The sequence below is a fragment of the Flavobacterium flevense genome (assembly GCF_900142775.1).
In the GTDB taxonomy this organism is placed as follows: Bacteria; Bacteroidota; Bacteroidia; order Flavobacteriales; family Flavobacteriaceae; genus Flavobacterium; species Flavobacterium flevense.
This window is the reverse complement of record NZ_FRCC01000012.1, coordinates 21,215-36,603: the sequence shown is the minus strand read 5'-3', so window position 1 is coordinate 36,603 and position 15,389 is coordinate 21,215. Positions and strand designations below refer to the sequence as shown.

General features: G+C 34.4%; 12 protein-coding genes and 1 riboswitch. Of the genes, 5 read left to right on the top strand and 7 right to left on the bottom strand.

Features of this window, described 5'->3' with window-relative positions:
- Positions 1 to 3 precede the first annotated feature (3 nt).
- Together BUB89_RS16040 and BUB89_RS16035 are read left to right on the top strand one after the other, a co-directional pair.
- On the top strand, positions 4 to 1,071 hold the full coding sequence (locus BUB89_RS16040) for a sensor histidine kinase (protein ID WP_073246906.1): 1,068 nt from the start codon (positions 4 to 6) through the stop codon (positions 1,069 to 1,071).
- A gap of 56 nt (positions 1,072 to 1,127) precedes the next feature.
- Positions 1,128 to 1,841 (top strand): LytR/AlgR family response regulator transcription factor, encoded by a 714-nt coding sequence (locus tag BUB89_RS16035; RefSeq protein WP_073246904.1) that lies wholly within the window; start codon positions 1,128 to 1,130, stop codon positions 1,839 to 1,841.
- A gap of 119 nt (positions 1,842 to 1,960) precedes the next feature.
- Here the strand turns inward: BUB89_RS16035 and nagB are convergent, their stop codons facing one another.
- Both nagB and BUB89_RS16025 read right to left on the bottom strand, forming a co-directional pair.
- The gene (gene nagB, locus BUB89_RS16030; RefSeq protein ID WP_073246901.1) at positions 1,961 to 3,874 is read right to left on the bottom strand and encodes a glucosamine-6-phosphate deaminase; all 1,914 of its coding nucleotides are present in this window, start codon (positions 3,872 to 3,874) and stop codon (positions 1,961 to 1,963) included.
- Positions 3,875 to 4,005: 131 nt separating this feature from the next.
- Entirely contained in the window at positions 4,006 to 6,102 is a 2,097-nt protein-coding gene (locus BUB89_RS16025; protein ID WP_073246899.1) for an alpha-L-fucosidase, read from the bottom strand.
- 174 nt (positions 6,103 to 6,276) lie between these two features.
- Here BUB89_RS16025 and BUB89_RS16020 point away from each other — a divergent pair, with 174 nt between their 5' ends.
- Entirely contained in the window at positions 6,277 to 6,777 is a 501-nt protein-coding gene (locus BUB89_RS16020; protein WP_073246897.1) for a tetratricopeptide repeat protein, read from the top strand.
- A 59-nt stretch (positions 6,778 to 6,836) separates the two neighbouring features.
- Here the strand turns inward: BUB89_RS16020 and BUB89_RS16015 are convergent, their stop codons facing one another.
- On the bottom strand, positions 6,837 to 7,358 hold the full coding sequence (locus BUB89_RS16015; protein WP_073246895.1) for a DUF4252 domain-containing protein: 522 nt from the start codon (positions 7,356 to 7,358) through the stop codon (positions 6,837 to 6,839).
- A 229-nt stretch (positions 7,359 to 7,587) separates the two neighbouring features.
- Here BUB89_RS16015 and BUB89_RS16010 point away from each other — a divergent pair, with 229 nt between their 5' ends.
- Both BUB89_RS16010 and BUB89_RS16005 read left to right on the top strand, forming a co-directional pair.
- Complete coding sequence (locus tag BUB89_RS16010) at positions 7,588 to 9,015, top strand: S41 family peptidase (RefSeq protein ID WP_234982662.1); 1,428 nt, start codon at positions 7,588 to 7,590, stop codon at positions 9,013 to 9,015.
- 54 nt (positions 9,016 to 9,069) lie between these two features.
- Positions 9,070 to 9,690: an N-acetylmuramoyl-L-alanine amidase gene (locus BUB89_RS16005; RefSeq protein ID WP_083552874.1), complete on the top strand. Its 621-nt coding sequence runs from the start codon at positions 9,070 to 9,072 to the stop codon at positions 9,688 to 9,690.
- A gap of 77 nt (positions 9,691 to 9,767) precedes the next feature.
- On the opposite strand, the gene BUB89_RS16000 is transcribed toward BUB89_RS16005, so the two are convergent.
- From BUB89_RS16000 to cobT, 4 genes are all read right to left on the bottom strand, one after another.
- Positions 9,768 to 11,699, bottom strand: a complete 1,932-nt coding sequence (locus BUB89_RS16000; protein ID WP_073246889.1) for a TonB-dependent receptor plug domain-containing protein — start codon at positions 11,697 to 11,699, stop codon at positions 9,768 to 9,770.
- 100 nt (positions 11,700 to 11,799) lie between these two features.
- Positions 11,800 to 12,059: riboswitch (cobalamin riboswitch) on the bottom strand.
- A 96-nt stretch (positions 12,060 to 12,155) separates the two neighbouring features.
- Positions 12,156 to 12,677 (bottom strand): alpha-ribazole phosphatase, encoded by a 522-nt coding sequence (cobC, locus tag BUB89_RS15995; RefSeq protein ID WP_073246887.1) that lies wholly within the window; start codon positions 12,675 to 12,677, stop codon positions 12,156 to 12,158.
- The gene (locus BUB89_RS15990; protein WP_073246885.1) at positions 12,662 to 13,453 is read right to left on the bottom strand and encodes an adenosylcobinamide-GDP ribazoletransferase; all 792 of its coding nucleotides are present in this window, start codon (positions 13,451 to 13,453) and stop codon (positions 12,662 to 12,664) included. The genes cobC and BUB89_RS15990 overlap by 16 nt, the downstream gene beginning before the upstream one ends.
- 146 nt (positions 13,454 to 13,599) lie before the next feature.
- Complete coding sequence (gene cobT, locus BUB89_RS15985) at positions 13,600 to 15,282, bottom strand: nicotinate-nucleotide--dimethylbenzimidazole phosphoribosyltransferase (RefSeq protein WP_073246883.1); 1,683 nt, start codon at positions 15,280 to 15,282, stop codon at positions 13,600 to 13,602.
- Positions 15,283 to 15,389 lie beyond the last annotated feature (107 nt).

The window sequence follows — 15,389 nt, the reverse complement described above, 5'->3', positions numbered from 1 at the left end:
CTTATGCTTTTTAACAATAACAAACTCTATCGGTTGCCTCTGCGATACCATGTTCTTTTTTGGTCGGTTTATTTTATATTTAACACCTTTCGCTGGGGGAGTTATTTTAATGATTACCTCTACTCGTTAAAGACAAACCTGCTGGGGTTTCCTATTCATATGAGTTTATGTTATCTGAATATTTTGATTTTAATGCCTAATCTGGTTTATAAAAAGAAATACCTTTTATATATAATCTCCATATTAACGGCGATATTCCTTATGGTTACTGTCAAATTCAATCTGACTTATTTTTTGATTAATCATAATGTATGGCCTGAAGGACCACAATACATGGATACTTTTTCGCTTAATTATTGCATTGATATGATGCTGGGCGAACTGTACGTTATCACTTTTGTTACCGCTATTAAAATAACATTTGACTTTTTGAAAGAACAAAAAAGAGTAACCGATCTGGAAAAATCACAACTGGAAACCGAATTACTCTTTTTAAAATCACAGATATCACCTCATTTTTTCTTTAATACACTCAATAATATCTATTCCTTATCTGTAGAAAAATCAAATAAAACGCCTAAAGTGGTGATTAAACTGGCTGAATTAATGCGATACATGCTCTACGAAACAAAAAACAAGAGACAAACTCTTGAAAACGAAATCATGTGTATCCAAAATTATCTGGATTTAGAAAGAATTCGAAATGATGAGCGATTAGAAGTTGACATGTCCATATCCGGAGATATTCACGATAAAGAAATAGCTCCTATTTTATTGCTGACTTTTATCGAAAATGCCTTTAAACACGGCGTTAATAAAAACACCGGAAAAGTAAAAATTACAATTGATTTTAAAATAAAAGACAACATACTGGATTTTAAAGTCAGTAATCCGATGCCTGAAATTACAAAGCACAAAGAAAATTTTAAAATATCAAGCGGAATAGGGATTGAGAACGTAAAAAAAAGACTTGAACTTGGCTATAATAAAAACGATTATAAGCTTTCATTTAAAAATAAAAAGAATATTTTTGTTGTAAGGCTTGTAATTAAGGTATCTGAACCTAATTAAGTACTTTTATAAGGCTTTACCCCCCTAATTATTTCGTTTATAAAAAATAATAAAAAATGAAAGTAAATTGTTTAATCATAGATGATGAACCATTAGCTATTAATGTTATCAAAAATCATATCGAGCTTATTGAAAATTTTGAATTAATAAACACCTTCAGCAATTCGATAGAAGGTCTTAATTTTTTAAAAAACAATGCTATTGATGTGGTTTTTTTAGACATCAATATGCCGGTTTTGGACGGTATCAATTTCATAAAAAGTTTAGAAAACCCTCCGTTGCTTGTTATAACCAGTGCTTATGATCAATTTGCAATTGAAACTTATGAACTGGACGTATTAGATTATCTGGTAAAACCTATTGAGTTTCCAAGGCTAATGAAAGCCGTTAATAAAATCAATAAAAGACTCAGTAATACCAATAAAGTTCCGCTGGAAACAAACAAAGAAAATCCTTTTATTTTTGTCAAAATCGACAAAAAGAGAATGAAGAAGATTTTTTTAAATGAAATTTTAGTGATCGAAAGTTTAAAAGACTACCTGAAAATAAATACTTTAACCGGTAAATACATCATTCACAGCACCTTATCTGATTTTACCAGTTTATTACCTGAAAAAGATTTTTTAAGAATACACCGTTCTTACACCATTGCTATTGATAAAATTGATGCCGTGGAAGGAAACAGTATAGAAATTGAAGGTTTGCGATACGTAATAGGAAGATCCTATATTGATGAAGTAAAACAACGAATACTAAACGCTTCTATTTAGAAATTAAACAGCATTCTTTAAAATTCAAACAAAAAAAATGCAACCAATTAAGATTGCATTTTTAATGTAGTAACTCAACCAAAACAAAAGTTACCACCACTTATTTAGTTAAAAGAAAATTAAAAATGATAACGCTTGAATGCTTCAATAGCAGCATATTCAGCTAAACCTAAATCATTGTATTTTTTTGCTGTAGCTCTGTTTCTGTCTTCCGCTCTTACCCAGAATTCTCTGGAATCATCTCCCTGAAACATCACACCGTCTTTTTGTGACTGATGGTAAAAAATAGCATAACGTTTTTTAAGCACCTGATCAGGACTCATGGGTACAGCCATTTCAATTTCATAAGTTTCCCATTCATGCCAGGCTCCACGGTACAACCAAACCCAGCAATCATCCATAAAACTTTTACTTTTTAATCTTTTTAAAGCTTCAAACAAACTATCCAAACATACTTTGTGAGTACCATGCGGATCAGCTAAATCCCCTGCTGCATATATCTGATGTGGTTTTACTTCTTCAATAAGGTTACACATGATAGCAATATCAGCATCAGTAAGATTTCCTTTTTTCACAGTACCTGTTTCATAAAACGGAAGATCTAAAAAATGAACATTCTCATCCGGAACTCCCATATATCGGGTGGCGCCTAAAGATTCACTTCTTCTGATTAATCCTTTTAATTTTCTCACTGCAACAGAATCGATATCATTTTCCGATTTATTTTTCAGGAAATCAATAATACTGTCTGATTCTGTTGAAGCCGAATTTAAAACAGTAGAAACCTCAGCAAATTTTAAAGCTTCATCATTAGAGACGGCAATATTTCCCGAAGTCTGATAAGCAATATGCACCTCATGTCCCTGCTCTACCAGCCTGTCAAAAGTTCCTCCCATAGAAATCACATCATCATCAGGGTGCGGACTAAAAATAATCACCCTCTTTTTAGCAGGTGTTGAACGTTCCGGACGATAGGTATCATCCGCATTCGGTTTCCCTCCAGGCCATCCTGTAATTGTATGTTGTAAGGTATTAAACATTTTGATATTCAAATGGTAGGCTGTCCCTTCTTCGGCTAATAATCCGGACATTCCATTATCATTATAATCTTTATCTGTGAGCTTCAGGATCGGTTTATTAGTCAATCCGCTTAACCATACCACCGCTTTCAGTTTCAATTCATCAGTCCAGATACATGATTTTACTAACCATGGGGTTTTTACTCTCGTCAGTTCCGAAGAGGCTTCGGTATCCAGAACAAAAGTAGTGTTGCTGTGCTCTTGCAAATAAGTAGCCGGCACCTGAGAAGATATTTCTCCTTCGATAGTTTCCTTAACAATATCCGCTTTACTGATTCCCCATGCCAAAAGCACAATGCGTTTAGCATTTTTTACCGTACCAATTCCCATTGTTATGGCTTTGCGGGGCACATTGTCAACACCTAAAAAAGAAGGAGCTGCATCTACACGGGTAATGTGATCTAAAGTTATACTCCTTGTGGCTGAATTAACATGCGATCCCGGCTCATTAAAACCAATATGTCCGGTTCTCCCAATTCCCAGTAATTGAAAATCCAGTCCTCCATAAGAATTGATTTTCATATCATAATCAATACAATATTGACGAAGTTCCTCGGCACTGACTTTTCCGTCAGGAATATTAATATTTTCGGCTTTTATATCAACATGATTAAAAAGATGCTCGTGCATAAAATAAAAATAACTCTGAATGTTATCTTTATCCATTGGGTAATACTCATCTAAGTTAAAAGTAACCACATTTTTAAAACTTAAACCTTCCTCTTTATGCATTCTTACCAGCTCTTCGTATACTTTTATTGGCGAAGATCCTGTTGCTAATCCTAAAACACATGGTTCATTTAATTCTTCTTTTCTTTGAATCAAATTGGCTATTTCCTGTGCTACTAACAAAGAGGCTTCTTTAGACGAATCAAAAATTACATTATGAATTTTCTCAAAACGTGTTTCTTCAAACCTACCCGCTTCTTTAAAATTGATATCTTCTTTAATCATTTTATTGTTGAATTAAATTATTAAGATAAAATTACACATCTTCTGTTTTGCATAATTAATTATTCGACTAATAACCCGTATGCTTCGGCAAAAAACACAATTAAAAACGTAAAACTATTTTTAATATCCTCTTAGTCTTCTAACACATTTATTTCGCTTATTGAAACCGTTTGCCCGTTTCCTATAGCTGATAAAGCTACAAAACGCAAGTATCTTGCTTTGACGCTATCAAAAGTTTTAACTTGCTCAATTGGATTATTTTTAATGTTCGAAAACTCGCCCTGAGATTGTTTAGTCCAATTTTTAGCATCCGTACTGGTAAAAAATTCGTAGTTAGCGATCAAATTAAGATTGTTTCCTACTTGTTGCGGAAGGTAACTAAAGCCTTTTATACCTTTAAGCGTTCCCATATCAATTGTAATTTCCTGCGGCAATGGTTTATTTTCGTTTCCAAATGTCCAGACCGTTTCCGGATTTCCGTCTATTATTCTTCCGGCTGATTGTATGTCGCCACTGGAAATTGCAATTATTTTCCAATTTTCTTTCGAAGCACCATATTTTGCTGCTGCAACAGCACTATTGATTCCTTCAGCTTCATTTCGGGCAATTGCTTTAATGGTTACTGCTTTTTCATAATTAAAAACGCCCTGATATAATTGGCTTTTTTCCGAAGGCATGCTTCCGTCCAGTGTATAATATATTTTTTCTCCTTCTTCGGCTTTTAGGGTTACATTCCCTTTATTGTCTCTTTGTATAACAGGCATTTTTACAAAAGTTGGTGCATTATAAGCTTCTATATTGGAAAGCACCACACTGGCTTTAGCATCCAGAATATTTATTCTCACGGCAGAAGCAATGACTCTGTCTATTCTTAAAATTCGCTTGTAACCAATAGTCGTTTCATTAGCCACCGTTTTCCATTTTCCATTCACTTTAGCTTCAACAGAAAACGCTTTTACTCTTTGCCCCAACTTTATATACTCCTGAAGTACAATTCTGTTGATAGCTGCAGGTTTTTTAAATTGAAATTCGACACTGGCTTTTATAACCTCATCATCGGTTGCCCAATACGTATTTTTATGGCCATCAATCAGGTTTTTAGCACTAAACTGAGGATTTTTTGCTCTCACGTTATCTGCTTTGGGTTTTGTATGGGCTAATAATTCTGTTTTAAAATCTGATTGTATAACAGCCACTAATTCTTTTAATCTTGCCTGATCATTTTCATGAATTAAACCTCTCTTATCCACCGGTAAATTGAGTAAAAGAGTAGCATTCCGGCCTACTGAATTATAGTATATATCAACCAGCTCGTCTAACGACCGTACTTTATCATCTTCAACAGCATGGTAAAACCATCCGGGTCTAATGGAAACATCGGCCTCTCCCGGCACCCATTTTTCCCCGTCTTCATGACCAGACATATATTCTGAATAATGTACTTTTCCGGCCAAATCATCTTTTTGACGCAACAGACTCCAATTCGTTTTATTGGCATAACCTTCCTCATTCCCTATCCATCTTGCCTCAGAAGGTCCTATTCCCCAAACCAATGTTTTAGGAGCTATTTTATAAATTAGCTTATAGGTTTCTTCCCAATTGTAATATTCTAAAGTATTTATTTTTCTAATTTCATTGGCACCGCCATAATAGCCATCACCTCCATTAGCACCGTCAAACCACATTTCAAAAACAGCTCCATAATTAGTTAATAATTCTTTTAATTGATTTCTAAAATAAGTTACATATTCCGGCTTCCCATAATCGGCACGATTTCTATCCCAGGGCGAAAGATACAATCCCAATTTAAGATCATATTCTTTACAGGCTTCCGCCAATTCTTTTACCACATCGCCTTTACCTTTTTTCCAGGGGGAGTTTTTCACCGAACGTTCTGTATAAGCTGAAGGCCATAAACAAAAACCATCGTGATGCTTTGCTACTAAAATAATTCCTTTCATTCCTGCCTGCTTAACCGTACGTGCCCATTGTCGTGCATCAAGAGCGGTGGGATTAAAAAGTTGCGGAGATTCGTCTCCATAACCCCATTCTTTATTAGTAAATGTGTTTAGGGAAAAGTGAATAAAAGCGTAGAATTCCATTTCCTGCCAGTCAATTTGTTTTTGCGTAGGCAAAGGACCAAAAGGTTTGGGTTGATTTTTTAGTTCCTGAGAATTACTAGATTGGATACTCAAAAAAAAGCTTAACAGCAGAAAAATACTTCTCATCCGGTTGATTGTAATGGTTTATAAACAATTTAATTATAAATTTAGAGTTATTTAGTATAGCAGGAACTACTATTTCGACCAACAACTGTTGAAAAAGGTTTTTTGGCATTTTTTTTGAAAAAAAACGACTAAAAACCAATTTGAAATGATATTTTTATAAATAAAAAAAAGCCCATGAAAAATCTACTATTATGCTCATTCGTTCTTTTATCAGTATGCGGATGGAGTCAGACTGCCGAAAATTATTTTGATCAGGCAATGAAAAAATCAAATGTAGGAAATTCACAGGGAGCTGTGATGGACTATACTAAAGCCATTAATTTAAAACCGGAGTTTAGTCAGGCCTACTTAAACAGAAGTATGGAAAAACTTAAATTAAATGACCTTGACGGAGCCTTAGCTGATGCTAATAAAACGTTAGAATTACACGATGACAATACGTATGCTTATACTACAAGAGCCAATATTTATTACAAGCAGAAAAATTACAAAGCGGCTTTGCAGGACTGTAATACTGCCATTAAAAACAACACAGGCGATTACCTTACCTATAATTTAAGAGGGCTGGTTTACAACCATCTGAAAGATAAAAAAAGTGCCTGCGATGATTTTTCCAGAGCCATGGGATTAGGTAGTGAGAGTGCTGCCAAAAACTTTAAAACTTTTTGTCATTAAAACTAAAAAAGCTGCTTCATAAAAAATTGAAGCAGCTTTTTTCTTAAAATGTGTTACTATTATTTTTCAGTGAGTTTCTTCAACTCAGTACCACCGGGGATTTGCATTTTATCTGTTAAGATCGAAATATCATTCAAATTAAAAATCCCGGTTAAAGACATTAAAACCGAACGGTTAATTCCATTAGCATCATCATCAATAAACATTAAAAATTCTTTCAGTTGATTGCCGGAACGTTTTACATCTATAGTGATCTGTTTTCCGTTTTCGTTTACTTTCTTTAATTCTTCTAATCCAGCCGATTGAATATAACTATCAGCAGCATCTTTCATCTTTTGAGCTGCAGTGGTGTTAGTAGTTGAATAAACCTTTAAATTATCTAAATTTTGAATTAACTTCAAGTATTGCTGTGTTTCTTTATCAGAAGGATCTACTTTTACTTTACTCATTAATTCGAACATTTTCTTGTTTACAATTACCGAAACAATTTCTTCCTGTCCATCAAACTGATCAAAAACGGTTTGCCCATAAAAGGAACCGGAAGCAAAGGCAGCTACTAATACAATTAGTATTTTTCTCATTTTCATATCTTTATATTAAAATTTGGGTTTTACTTTAAACTATACTTACCATTTCTATGCCAAAAAATAATAGCACATTATAACATATAACGATAGAAGACTACGATTTATGCAAAAAAACTATTATTATTTTAGCTAAAAAAACAAATAATAAAACTAAAGATAGTATTTTTACGTTAATACCCATAATCATTAACAAAATATGAACACTTTGTACAAACACCTAATAATGCTGATTATCCCCTTTTTGTTTTTACAAAGTTGTCAGGATAATGATGATACGCTACCGGAACCAACCTCCATTGATGTCAATAATTTTATATGGAGAGGAATGAATTCCATGTATTTATGGCAATTTGAAGTTCCTGATTTAGCCGACGACAGATTTTCTTCTGATGCCGAATATGAAAGTTATTTACAAAGCTTTTCCTCCCCGGAAAATTTATTTGAAAGCCTGCTGTATTTTCCTTCCAATGAAAAAAATATTGCTGATAATACTGTTGTAGACCGATACAGCTGGATTGTTAGTGATTATCTTACGCTGGAGCAGGAACTACAGGGAACTTCTAAAAGTAATGGTGTAGAATTTGGTTTGAGTTTAGTTTCTTCAGGAAGTAATCAGGTTATTGGCTACGTACGTTATATAATTCCGGGTTCAGATGCTGCTACAAAAGATATTAAACGTGGTGAAATATTTTACGGAGTAAATGGAACCCGCCTCACGCTGACCAATTACCTTAGTTTGTTAAGAAGTTCGGCTCTGGATTACACCTTAAATTTTGCTAACCTTACTTATGACAACAACAGCAATCCTGTAATTACTCCTAATGGAAAAAGTTTAGCATTGACAAAAACAACATTAGCTGAAAATCCTGTTTTTATCAAAAAAGTCATTAACAATGGTACTCATAAAATAGGGTACCTGATGTACAATGGCTTTTATGACAATTATGATTTAGAGCTTAATGATGCCTTTGGGTATTTTAAAACCGAAGGAATAACTGATCTGGTATTGGATTTAAGATACAATGGCGGAGGTTCTGTACTGACCGCTACCCGATTAGCCAGTATGATTACGGGACAATTTACAGGACAGATTTTTAGCGAATTGGCATACAATAACAAAAAATCTTTTCTCAACAGAAAGTACAATTTTACAAGCACTATTGACAAAGCGGGTATAAATAGTTTAAATCTTAACAGGATTTATGTTTTAACGACCAGAAGTACCGCTTCGGCAAGTGAACTCATTATTAACGGGCTGGATCCCTATATCAATGTAATCCAGATAGGAGATAATACCGATGGAAAAAATGTTGCTTCGGTTACTCTTTATGATTCCCCTACTTTTTCAAGAACTAATGCAAATCCTTCCCATCGTTATGCCATGCAGCTCATTGTGGCCCGTTCAGTAAATGCAGCAGGTTTTGGCGATTATTTAGAAGGATTAGTTCCTGAATACCCCATATTTGAAAGAATTAGCACAATGGGAATTCTGGGAGAACCTAATGAACCTTTGCTGGCAACTGCCATTGGAAAAATTACCGGAACAGCTAAAAATATTCCCCAAAAAACAACAGCGGATTTTCCTTTTATTAGTGATTCTAAAACACTCCGAGGATTAAAAACGATGTATTTTAGCACAGATCAACAATAATTTCACAATAAAAGAGTTATATCCACATAACCAACCATTTAAAAAACCAAGTTTATGAAAAAGTTCTTTTATTTTTTACTGATTGTTACCGTAATGTTGTCCTTTGGATTTGAAAAATCAACTGATGCAGTTGCCAAACCAATTACTATTGTTATTGATGTCGCTCACGGTGGTAGTGATTCTGGTGCTGTTATAGAAGGTATAAGCGAGAAACAATTGGTGCAACAACTTTCTAAAAAGATAAAATCCACTAATGAGAATGTGCAGCTTCATTTTACTCGAAATGATGATAAAAATTTAAGCCTTCAGGAAAGAACCGCGTTCATTAATACTCTTAAACCTGATTTAGTATTATCCATTCATATCAATGCGAATAAAGACACCAATAAGTCAGGACTTGAAATTTTTACAGCGCAAGAAGAAAATGAATTTTCTCAAAAATCAACAGAAATCGCACAAAAACTAAGTTCAAAGCTATCTGAAAATGATTTTTTTAAAGGAAATAAACTTAGAAAAGCTCCTTTTTATATACTTAAAAAAGCGAATGCTCCGGCTATACTTATAGAACTAGGTTATTTATCGAATGAAAATGACTTTAAATATCTAACTGATACTAACACACAAGATAAAATTGCTAATTCTATTTCTGAATTCATTTCTGATTTAGGAAAATAATATCTAAGGTTTTTATAAAACAAAAATCCCATTTCTTTAAAAAAAAGAGATGGGATTTTTTGATTGTATCAGCGGTTTTACAAAGTAATATTCAATCCTAATTTAAAGTTTCTGCCTTTGGTGCTAAAACCTCTGGCTTCTACAAAGTCTTTATTTAAAATATTATCTGCTGCCGCAAAAAGGTTCAGTCTGTTTTTGATAACGGTATAACGGATATTGGCATTTACCAATTGATAATCTTTCAGTATTTCTGAGTTAACAATAGTTTCAAAATCCGGCGCTGGTCCATAAGTACTAAATTCATTATATCGATCGGATACAAATTGATAGGTAGCACCAAAAGCTAAACGCTCCGTTGCCTGAAAATCAATTGCTGAATTCACCTTATGTTTCGGATTTAAAACACGGGATTGCTTTTCCATCTCGGTAAAAGTATAATTAGCGCTCCATTTTAATTTGCTTGTCAATTGATATGAAAACATCGTTTCAAAACCTCTGGCCTTATTCACTCCGGCAAGACTATAATATTTGTAGGTACTCAAATCAAAACCTATTGCATCAATTTCATCTCTTAAAAACGCGATCGCGGTAAAATTCAGTTTTTTATTCAACAATTCTAATTCAAAACCAGCTTCTAATGTTTTATCTTTTTCAGGAGATAAATTCAAATCACCGTAAGAAGAATACAACTGATACAAACTAGGTGCAATAAAAGCGGAACTGTAAGAAGCTAACAGTTTTACCGGCGTATTCGGAATTGCATAAGAGGGATTTAAATTAAAAACCCAGTTATTCCCAAACATACTATGAATGGTATAACGTGCTCCGGCATTAAAATTGAATCCGAAATCAGAGTTATACACAGCGGTTACATAAGGATCAATCATATTAAAATGAGCTAATTCAGTGCGAATATCTACATAATCACTCTTATTAGACATTTCATGAAATTGAAACTGAGCTCCGGTTACCAGAAATAATTCCGGTAAAATGCTGTATTTATTAAATAAATCGGCATTTACACTTCTTGATTTATAGTATGAAAAACTACCATAATTAAAAAGAGCTCTGTCCATTACATTGGCACTCGCATTAAGTACAATTTCACCATTGGTATATTTATATTTTGGAGAAAAACCAACTCTGTATTGTTCTGAAGAGGCAAAATTATCGGCATTATCAGCAAAAGATCCGGAATCAAAATCATTTTTAATTTTATCATAACTGGCAAAGAAATCCAATGCTAATTTTTTATTTGGTGTAAAACCAAACTTTACAATAGAGTTGACTCTGGAAAAATGATCAGCTTCGAAGTTTTCAGTATCCAAAGCAGGTTTAGCCTCTGAAATTCCGGTGGTTTCGGTACTGTTTAAAGAAGCAAAATAATTGAACTTTTCCGATTTTCCGTTGAATGAAAATCCCTGATTGTAATCCTGAGCCGAATAATCCTTGTCTCTGGCTGTAGTTTGAGTTCCTACATTCATATACACATTTCCTGCAATAGCTTTTTTAGCTGCTTTTTTCAAAGTAATATTGATCACTCCGGTTGCTGCTCCTGAACCATAAAGGGTACTGGCTGCTCCTTTCATTACCTCAATACTTTCTACCTGATCTGCTGAAAGCAAACGTAAATCATAGGATAAACTGATTCCTGAAGCATCTGTAACCGGGACACCATCAATTAAAATTAAAACCTGATGACCTCTTCCTCCTCTGATAAAAAGACCTAAATCTTTACCGTTTCGGCTCTGGTTTCCATTTACTTCTACTCCCGCCACCGTACTCAAAACAGCAGCTACTGATTGTCCCGGTCTTTTTCTCAAATCATCAGCTGTAATTTTCACAATTACTTTCCCTGATTTTTCTTTAGGCAATGCAAATTTTGAATCGGAAATAACAACTTCCTTTAATTCATCAGCTACAGGAAGCACAATTCCCTTTTTTTGCGCTAATGCACAAGTACTTATTAATACGAATAACGCACTAATACGAACGATTTTTTTGTTCATTTTAATAAAACATTTAATAACAGTTTTTATTCTGTTACATGACTAAAAATGGGAGAAAAGCATAGAATGACCCATACCCAAACCTTTTTTCCCGAAAGTTTGATACTCGATGTAGTAGGCAGGTCTCCTGGCTTGCGTCTTGTTGTTCACCTTCCCATTTGAAGTTAGAGGTGAGAAGAAAGAAGTGAGAAGTATATACTTCTAATCTCTAATTTCTACTCTTACTTCGAAACAGTGGTTTTGTAGATAACAACAAGCTTGATAGCTTACAGTTGCGGGTACAGCTTAGGTTTTTAACCTAATTCCCTTTTAATGCTATTTTCTAACAGAAAACAGCAACCTCAATACGGCGGCAAAGATAAAACTTAATTCAGCTAAAAATCAAATTTAGAAGTATATTTGATTTAACTACTCTAAAACACTCAATAGTAATTACTTAAAAACAGAAAAACAAAATCAAATTGTTATTTTAATAACTGCCCCAAAATCAACTTTATTAGAAAAAGCATCTTTTAAAGGCAAATTTGAAACTGTACATAAAATACTTCTTATTACTCCGGCATGAGTAACCAGTACTATTTTTTTTGATTTTTTTTCCAATGTTAGTGTTGCTAAAAAATCGGTTACACGATGATGTAAAGCAACAAAAGATTCGCCATTAGGCACGCTGACATTTACAAAATCGGTCATCCATGGTGTATAATCAGCTTCAGGAATAGTATTCCAATTTTTTAATTCCCAATCTCCAAAATGCATTTCCATCAATCGGGAATCAATACTAACAGCGTCCGATAAATAGTTTGCTAATTGGGTACAACGCAACAACGGACTGGAATAAACAATTGCATCAGCAGGGATTTGCTGTTTGATTTGGTCAAATTGTAGCTCAAAAGGTGTTTTTAATTCCACATCACTTTGTCCGTAGCAAATGCCTTTTTCACAAGCTGTCTCCGTATGTCGAACTAAATAAATTTCCATAATGCAATTGCTGATAAATAAAAAACCACTTCACAAACTTGCTGTGTTGCCCCAAGACAATCACCTGTGTAACCACCTATCCATTTCTGGAAATAACGCGCCAGAAAATAACGGAATACAAAAACAGGAATTACTGCTAAGAGTATTTGCCAGCAAGAGATGGAAAGTACAAAAAGAGGTAACAGACCAAAAAAGAAAGCGCCAACTACCTCTTTCCACGTAAAATTCTGAGCAATGGGTTTGCTTTTACTCGTAGCATCTTCTCTTGAATATTCGTGAGTAAAAACAATGGAAACTGCCGCTAATCGGCTCAAAGCATGAGCAGTTATAAAAAGAAGTAAAATTCCAAAACCCGAATCCGGTATTTGAGCTTTATCTGTTAACTGAACTAAACTCTGAAACTTCAACAAAAAAAGTAAAACTACACCAATAGCTCCATAAGCACCGATGGCACTGTCTTTCATAATTAAAAGAATCTTTTCCTTGGTCCATCCGCCACCAAAACCATCGCATACATCAGCAAAACCATCTTCATGAAAAGCTCCTGTAACCAGAATACCGGCAATCATTGAAAGTACAACGGCTATTTCATTCGAAAAAAGAAAAGAAGACAGGTAGAAAACAATAAAACTGATTCCGCCTACAATCCATCCAATGAGCGGAAAATATCGGGAAGCTTTGTTTAAATAATCTGGGTGATGGGTAATGTTTTTAGGGCAGGGAATCCGGGTGTAAAACATTAATGCAGTAAAAAATATATGGAGTTCTTTTTTCATTATTTTATAAATCTTTTTAATCTAATTCTAACTTCCCACTTCTAACTTCTAACTTCTAACCTCTAACCTCTAACTTCTAACCTCTAACCTCTAACTTCTAACTTCTAACCTCTAACTTCTAACCTCTAACCTCTAACTTCTAACTTCTAACTCCTATTCTCACTAATTCCAGCACTTTCAAAACTAGCCATTTCATTTAAAAAAGCAACAGCTGATTCTATTATTGGAAAAACTAATGCACAACCTGTTCCTTCACCCAAACGCAAATCAAGCTGAAGTACCGCCGAAACTCCTATATAATCCAATAATTTTTTATGTGCTTTTTCTGCTGATTGATGGCTAAAAAAAGCATTGTTGAGTATAGCAGAATTTTTTTTGAAAGCAATTAAAAAAGCAACACTACAAATAAAACCATCCACCAGCACAATCATATTCTGACGATAAGCCTCCAGCATACCGCCCGCCATTTGTAAAATTTCGAATCCGCCAAAATAAGTCAGATAACTTTCCAAATCTTTTTCTCCTTCATAATTCGCAATGGCTTTTCTTAGAATATCAATTTTAAATTGCAGCTTTTCATCATTCACTCCTGTCCCTCTGCCCACACAATCTTCAATAGAAAAATTACACAGCACACTCATTAAAACCGAAGCTGTAGCGGTGTTACCAATCCCCATTTCGCCAAAACCAATGCAATTACTGCCTTGTTTTGCAATGCCTGCTACAATTTCGCTTCCTTTTGTAAAACACAATTCCATTTGCATTTCAGTCATCGCCGGACCGTTTAAAAACGAATGCGTGCCTTTGTCTATTTTAGCCGAAATCAAGTTTGTATTAGACGGAAAATCATAATTCACACCCGCATCAACCACAGACAAGGCTATTTTATTCTGTTTACAAAACACATTAATCGCCGCACCGCCATCCAGAAAATTAGTCAGCATTTGGCGCGTTACATCTTGTGGATAAGCACTTACACCGTGATCGGCAATTCCGTGATCGGCAGCAAAAACAACAATGTGAGGCTGCATTATTTTAGGTTTCAAGGTTTGGAAAACCGTGGCTATTTGTTGGGCTATTTTTTCAAGAACCCCTAAAGATCCTGTAGGTTTGGTTTTTTGATCTATTTTTTGCTGCAAACTTTTTAGGAAAGAATCAGTTGCAACAGGATGAATATTATGGGTTTCAATTTGTCTTTCTTTTGCTGAATGCAATTCGGTTATTTCGGAAACACAAGGTGTCTCTGATTTTTGTTTCCAATGCAACTGTTGCAGCATCGGTTGGTTGTCATAATTGGTTGCGGGTTTGCCTACGCAAAAATACCCCAGCGGTTCTATATGATCCGGTAATCCGAGTATTTTTTTGAATTCGTAATAATTCAAAATCGAAACCCAGCCCATCGAATAGCCTTGTTCCGTAAGCGAAAGCCAAATATTTTGAGCCGCACAAACTGCACTAAACTTTATAGCTTCATTGCTTCCTACGGTTCCAATAGTGAAATTATTCAGCACCGAACGATCGTAACAAATGACCAATCCCAGAGGTGCCTCTTCAATAGCTTCGAGTTTTAAATTTTGATATTGTTTTTTTTGAGATTCATCATCCGTACTTTTTGCTGCTTTTTTATCATATTCCAAAAACAATTCCTTAATCGCTTTTTTAACCTCAGCCGATTTGATGAGATAATACCGGGTTGCTTCGGTCAAACCAACAGAAGGCGCCCAATGTCCTGCCTGTAATGCCTTTTCAATTACGGCATCAGGAACTTCATCATTCGTAAAATGACGGGTATCGCGGCGGGATTTTATTATTTCGTCTAAATTAGTCATGTTAAAAAAATTTCAATTTTAAAAAATCAATAGTAATTCGATGGCAATATCAATGGCAATCATAAGAATCAATTTCAAAGTAATATTTAATTGATTATTGCCAGATG

Excerpts from the sequence above, each read along its gene's own strand:
- BUB89_RS16040 (WP_073246906.1), top strand. The coding sequence starts at position 4 with ATGCTTTTTAACAATAACAAACTCTATCGGTTGCCTCTGCGATACCAT.
- BUB89_RS16035 (WP_073246904.1), top strand. The coding sequence starts at position 1,128 with ATGAAAGTAAATTGTTTAATCATAGATGATGAACCATTAGCTATTAAT.
- nagB (WP_073246901.1), bottom strand. The coding sequence starts at position 3,874 with ATGATTAAAGAAGATATCAATTTTAAAGAAGCGGGTAGGTTTGAAGAA.
- BUB89_RS16025 (WP_073246899.1), bottom strand. The coding sequence starts at position 6,102 with ATGAGAAGTATTTTTCTGCTGTTAAGCTTTTTTTTGAGTATCCAATCT.
- BUB89_RS16020 (WP_073246897.1), top strand. The coding sequence starts at position 6,277 with ATGAAAAATCTACTATTATGCTCATTCGTTCTTTTATCAGTATGCGGA.
- BUB89_RS16015 (WP_073246895.1), bottom strand. The coding sequence starts at position 7,358 with ATGAGAAAAATACTAATTGTATTAGTAGCTGCCTTTGCTTCCGGTTCC.
- BUB89_RS16010 (WP_234982662.1), top strand. The coding sequence starts at position 7,588 with ATGCTGATTATCCCCTTTTTGTTTTTACAAAGTTGTCAGGATAATGAT.
- BUB89_RS16005 (WP_083552874.1), top strand. The coding sequence starts at position 9,070 with ATGAAAAAGTTCTTTTATTTTTTACTGATTGTTACCGTAATGTTGTCC.
- BUB89_RS16000 (WP_073246889.1), bottom strand. The coding sequence starts at position 11,699 with ATGAACAAAAAAATCGTTCGTATTAGTGCGTTATTCGTATTAATAAGT.
- cobC (WP_073246887.1), bottom strand. The coding sequence starts at position 12,677 with ATGGAAATTTATTTAGTTCGACATACGGAGACAGCTTGTGAAAAAGGC.
- BUB89_RS15990 (WP_073246885.1), bottom strand. The coding sequence starts at position 13,453 with ATGAAAAAAGAACTCCATATATTTTTTACTGCATTAATGTTTTACACC.
- cobT (WP_073246883.1), bottom strand. The coding sequence starts at position 15,282 with ATGACTAATTTAGACGAAATAATAAAATCCCGCCGCGATACCCGTCAT.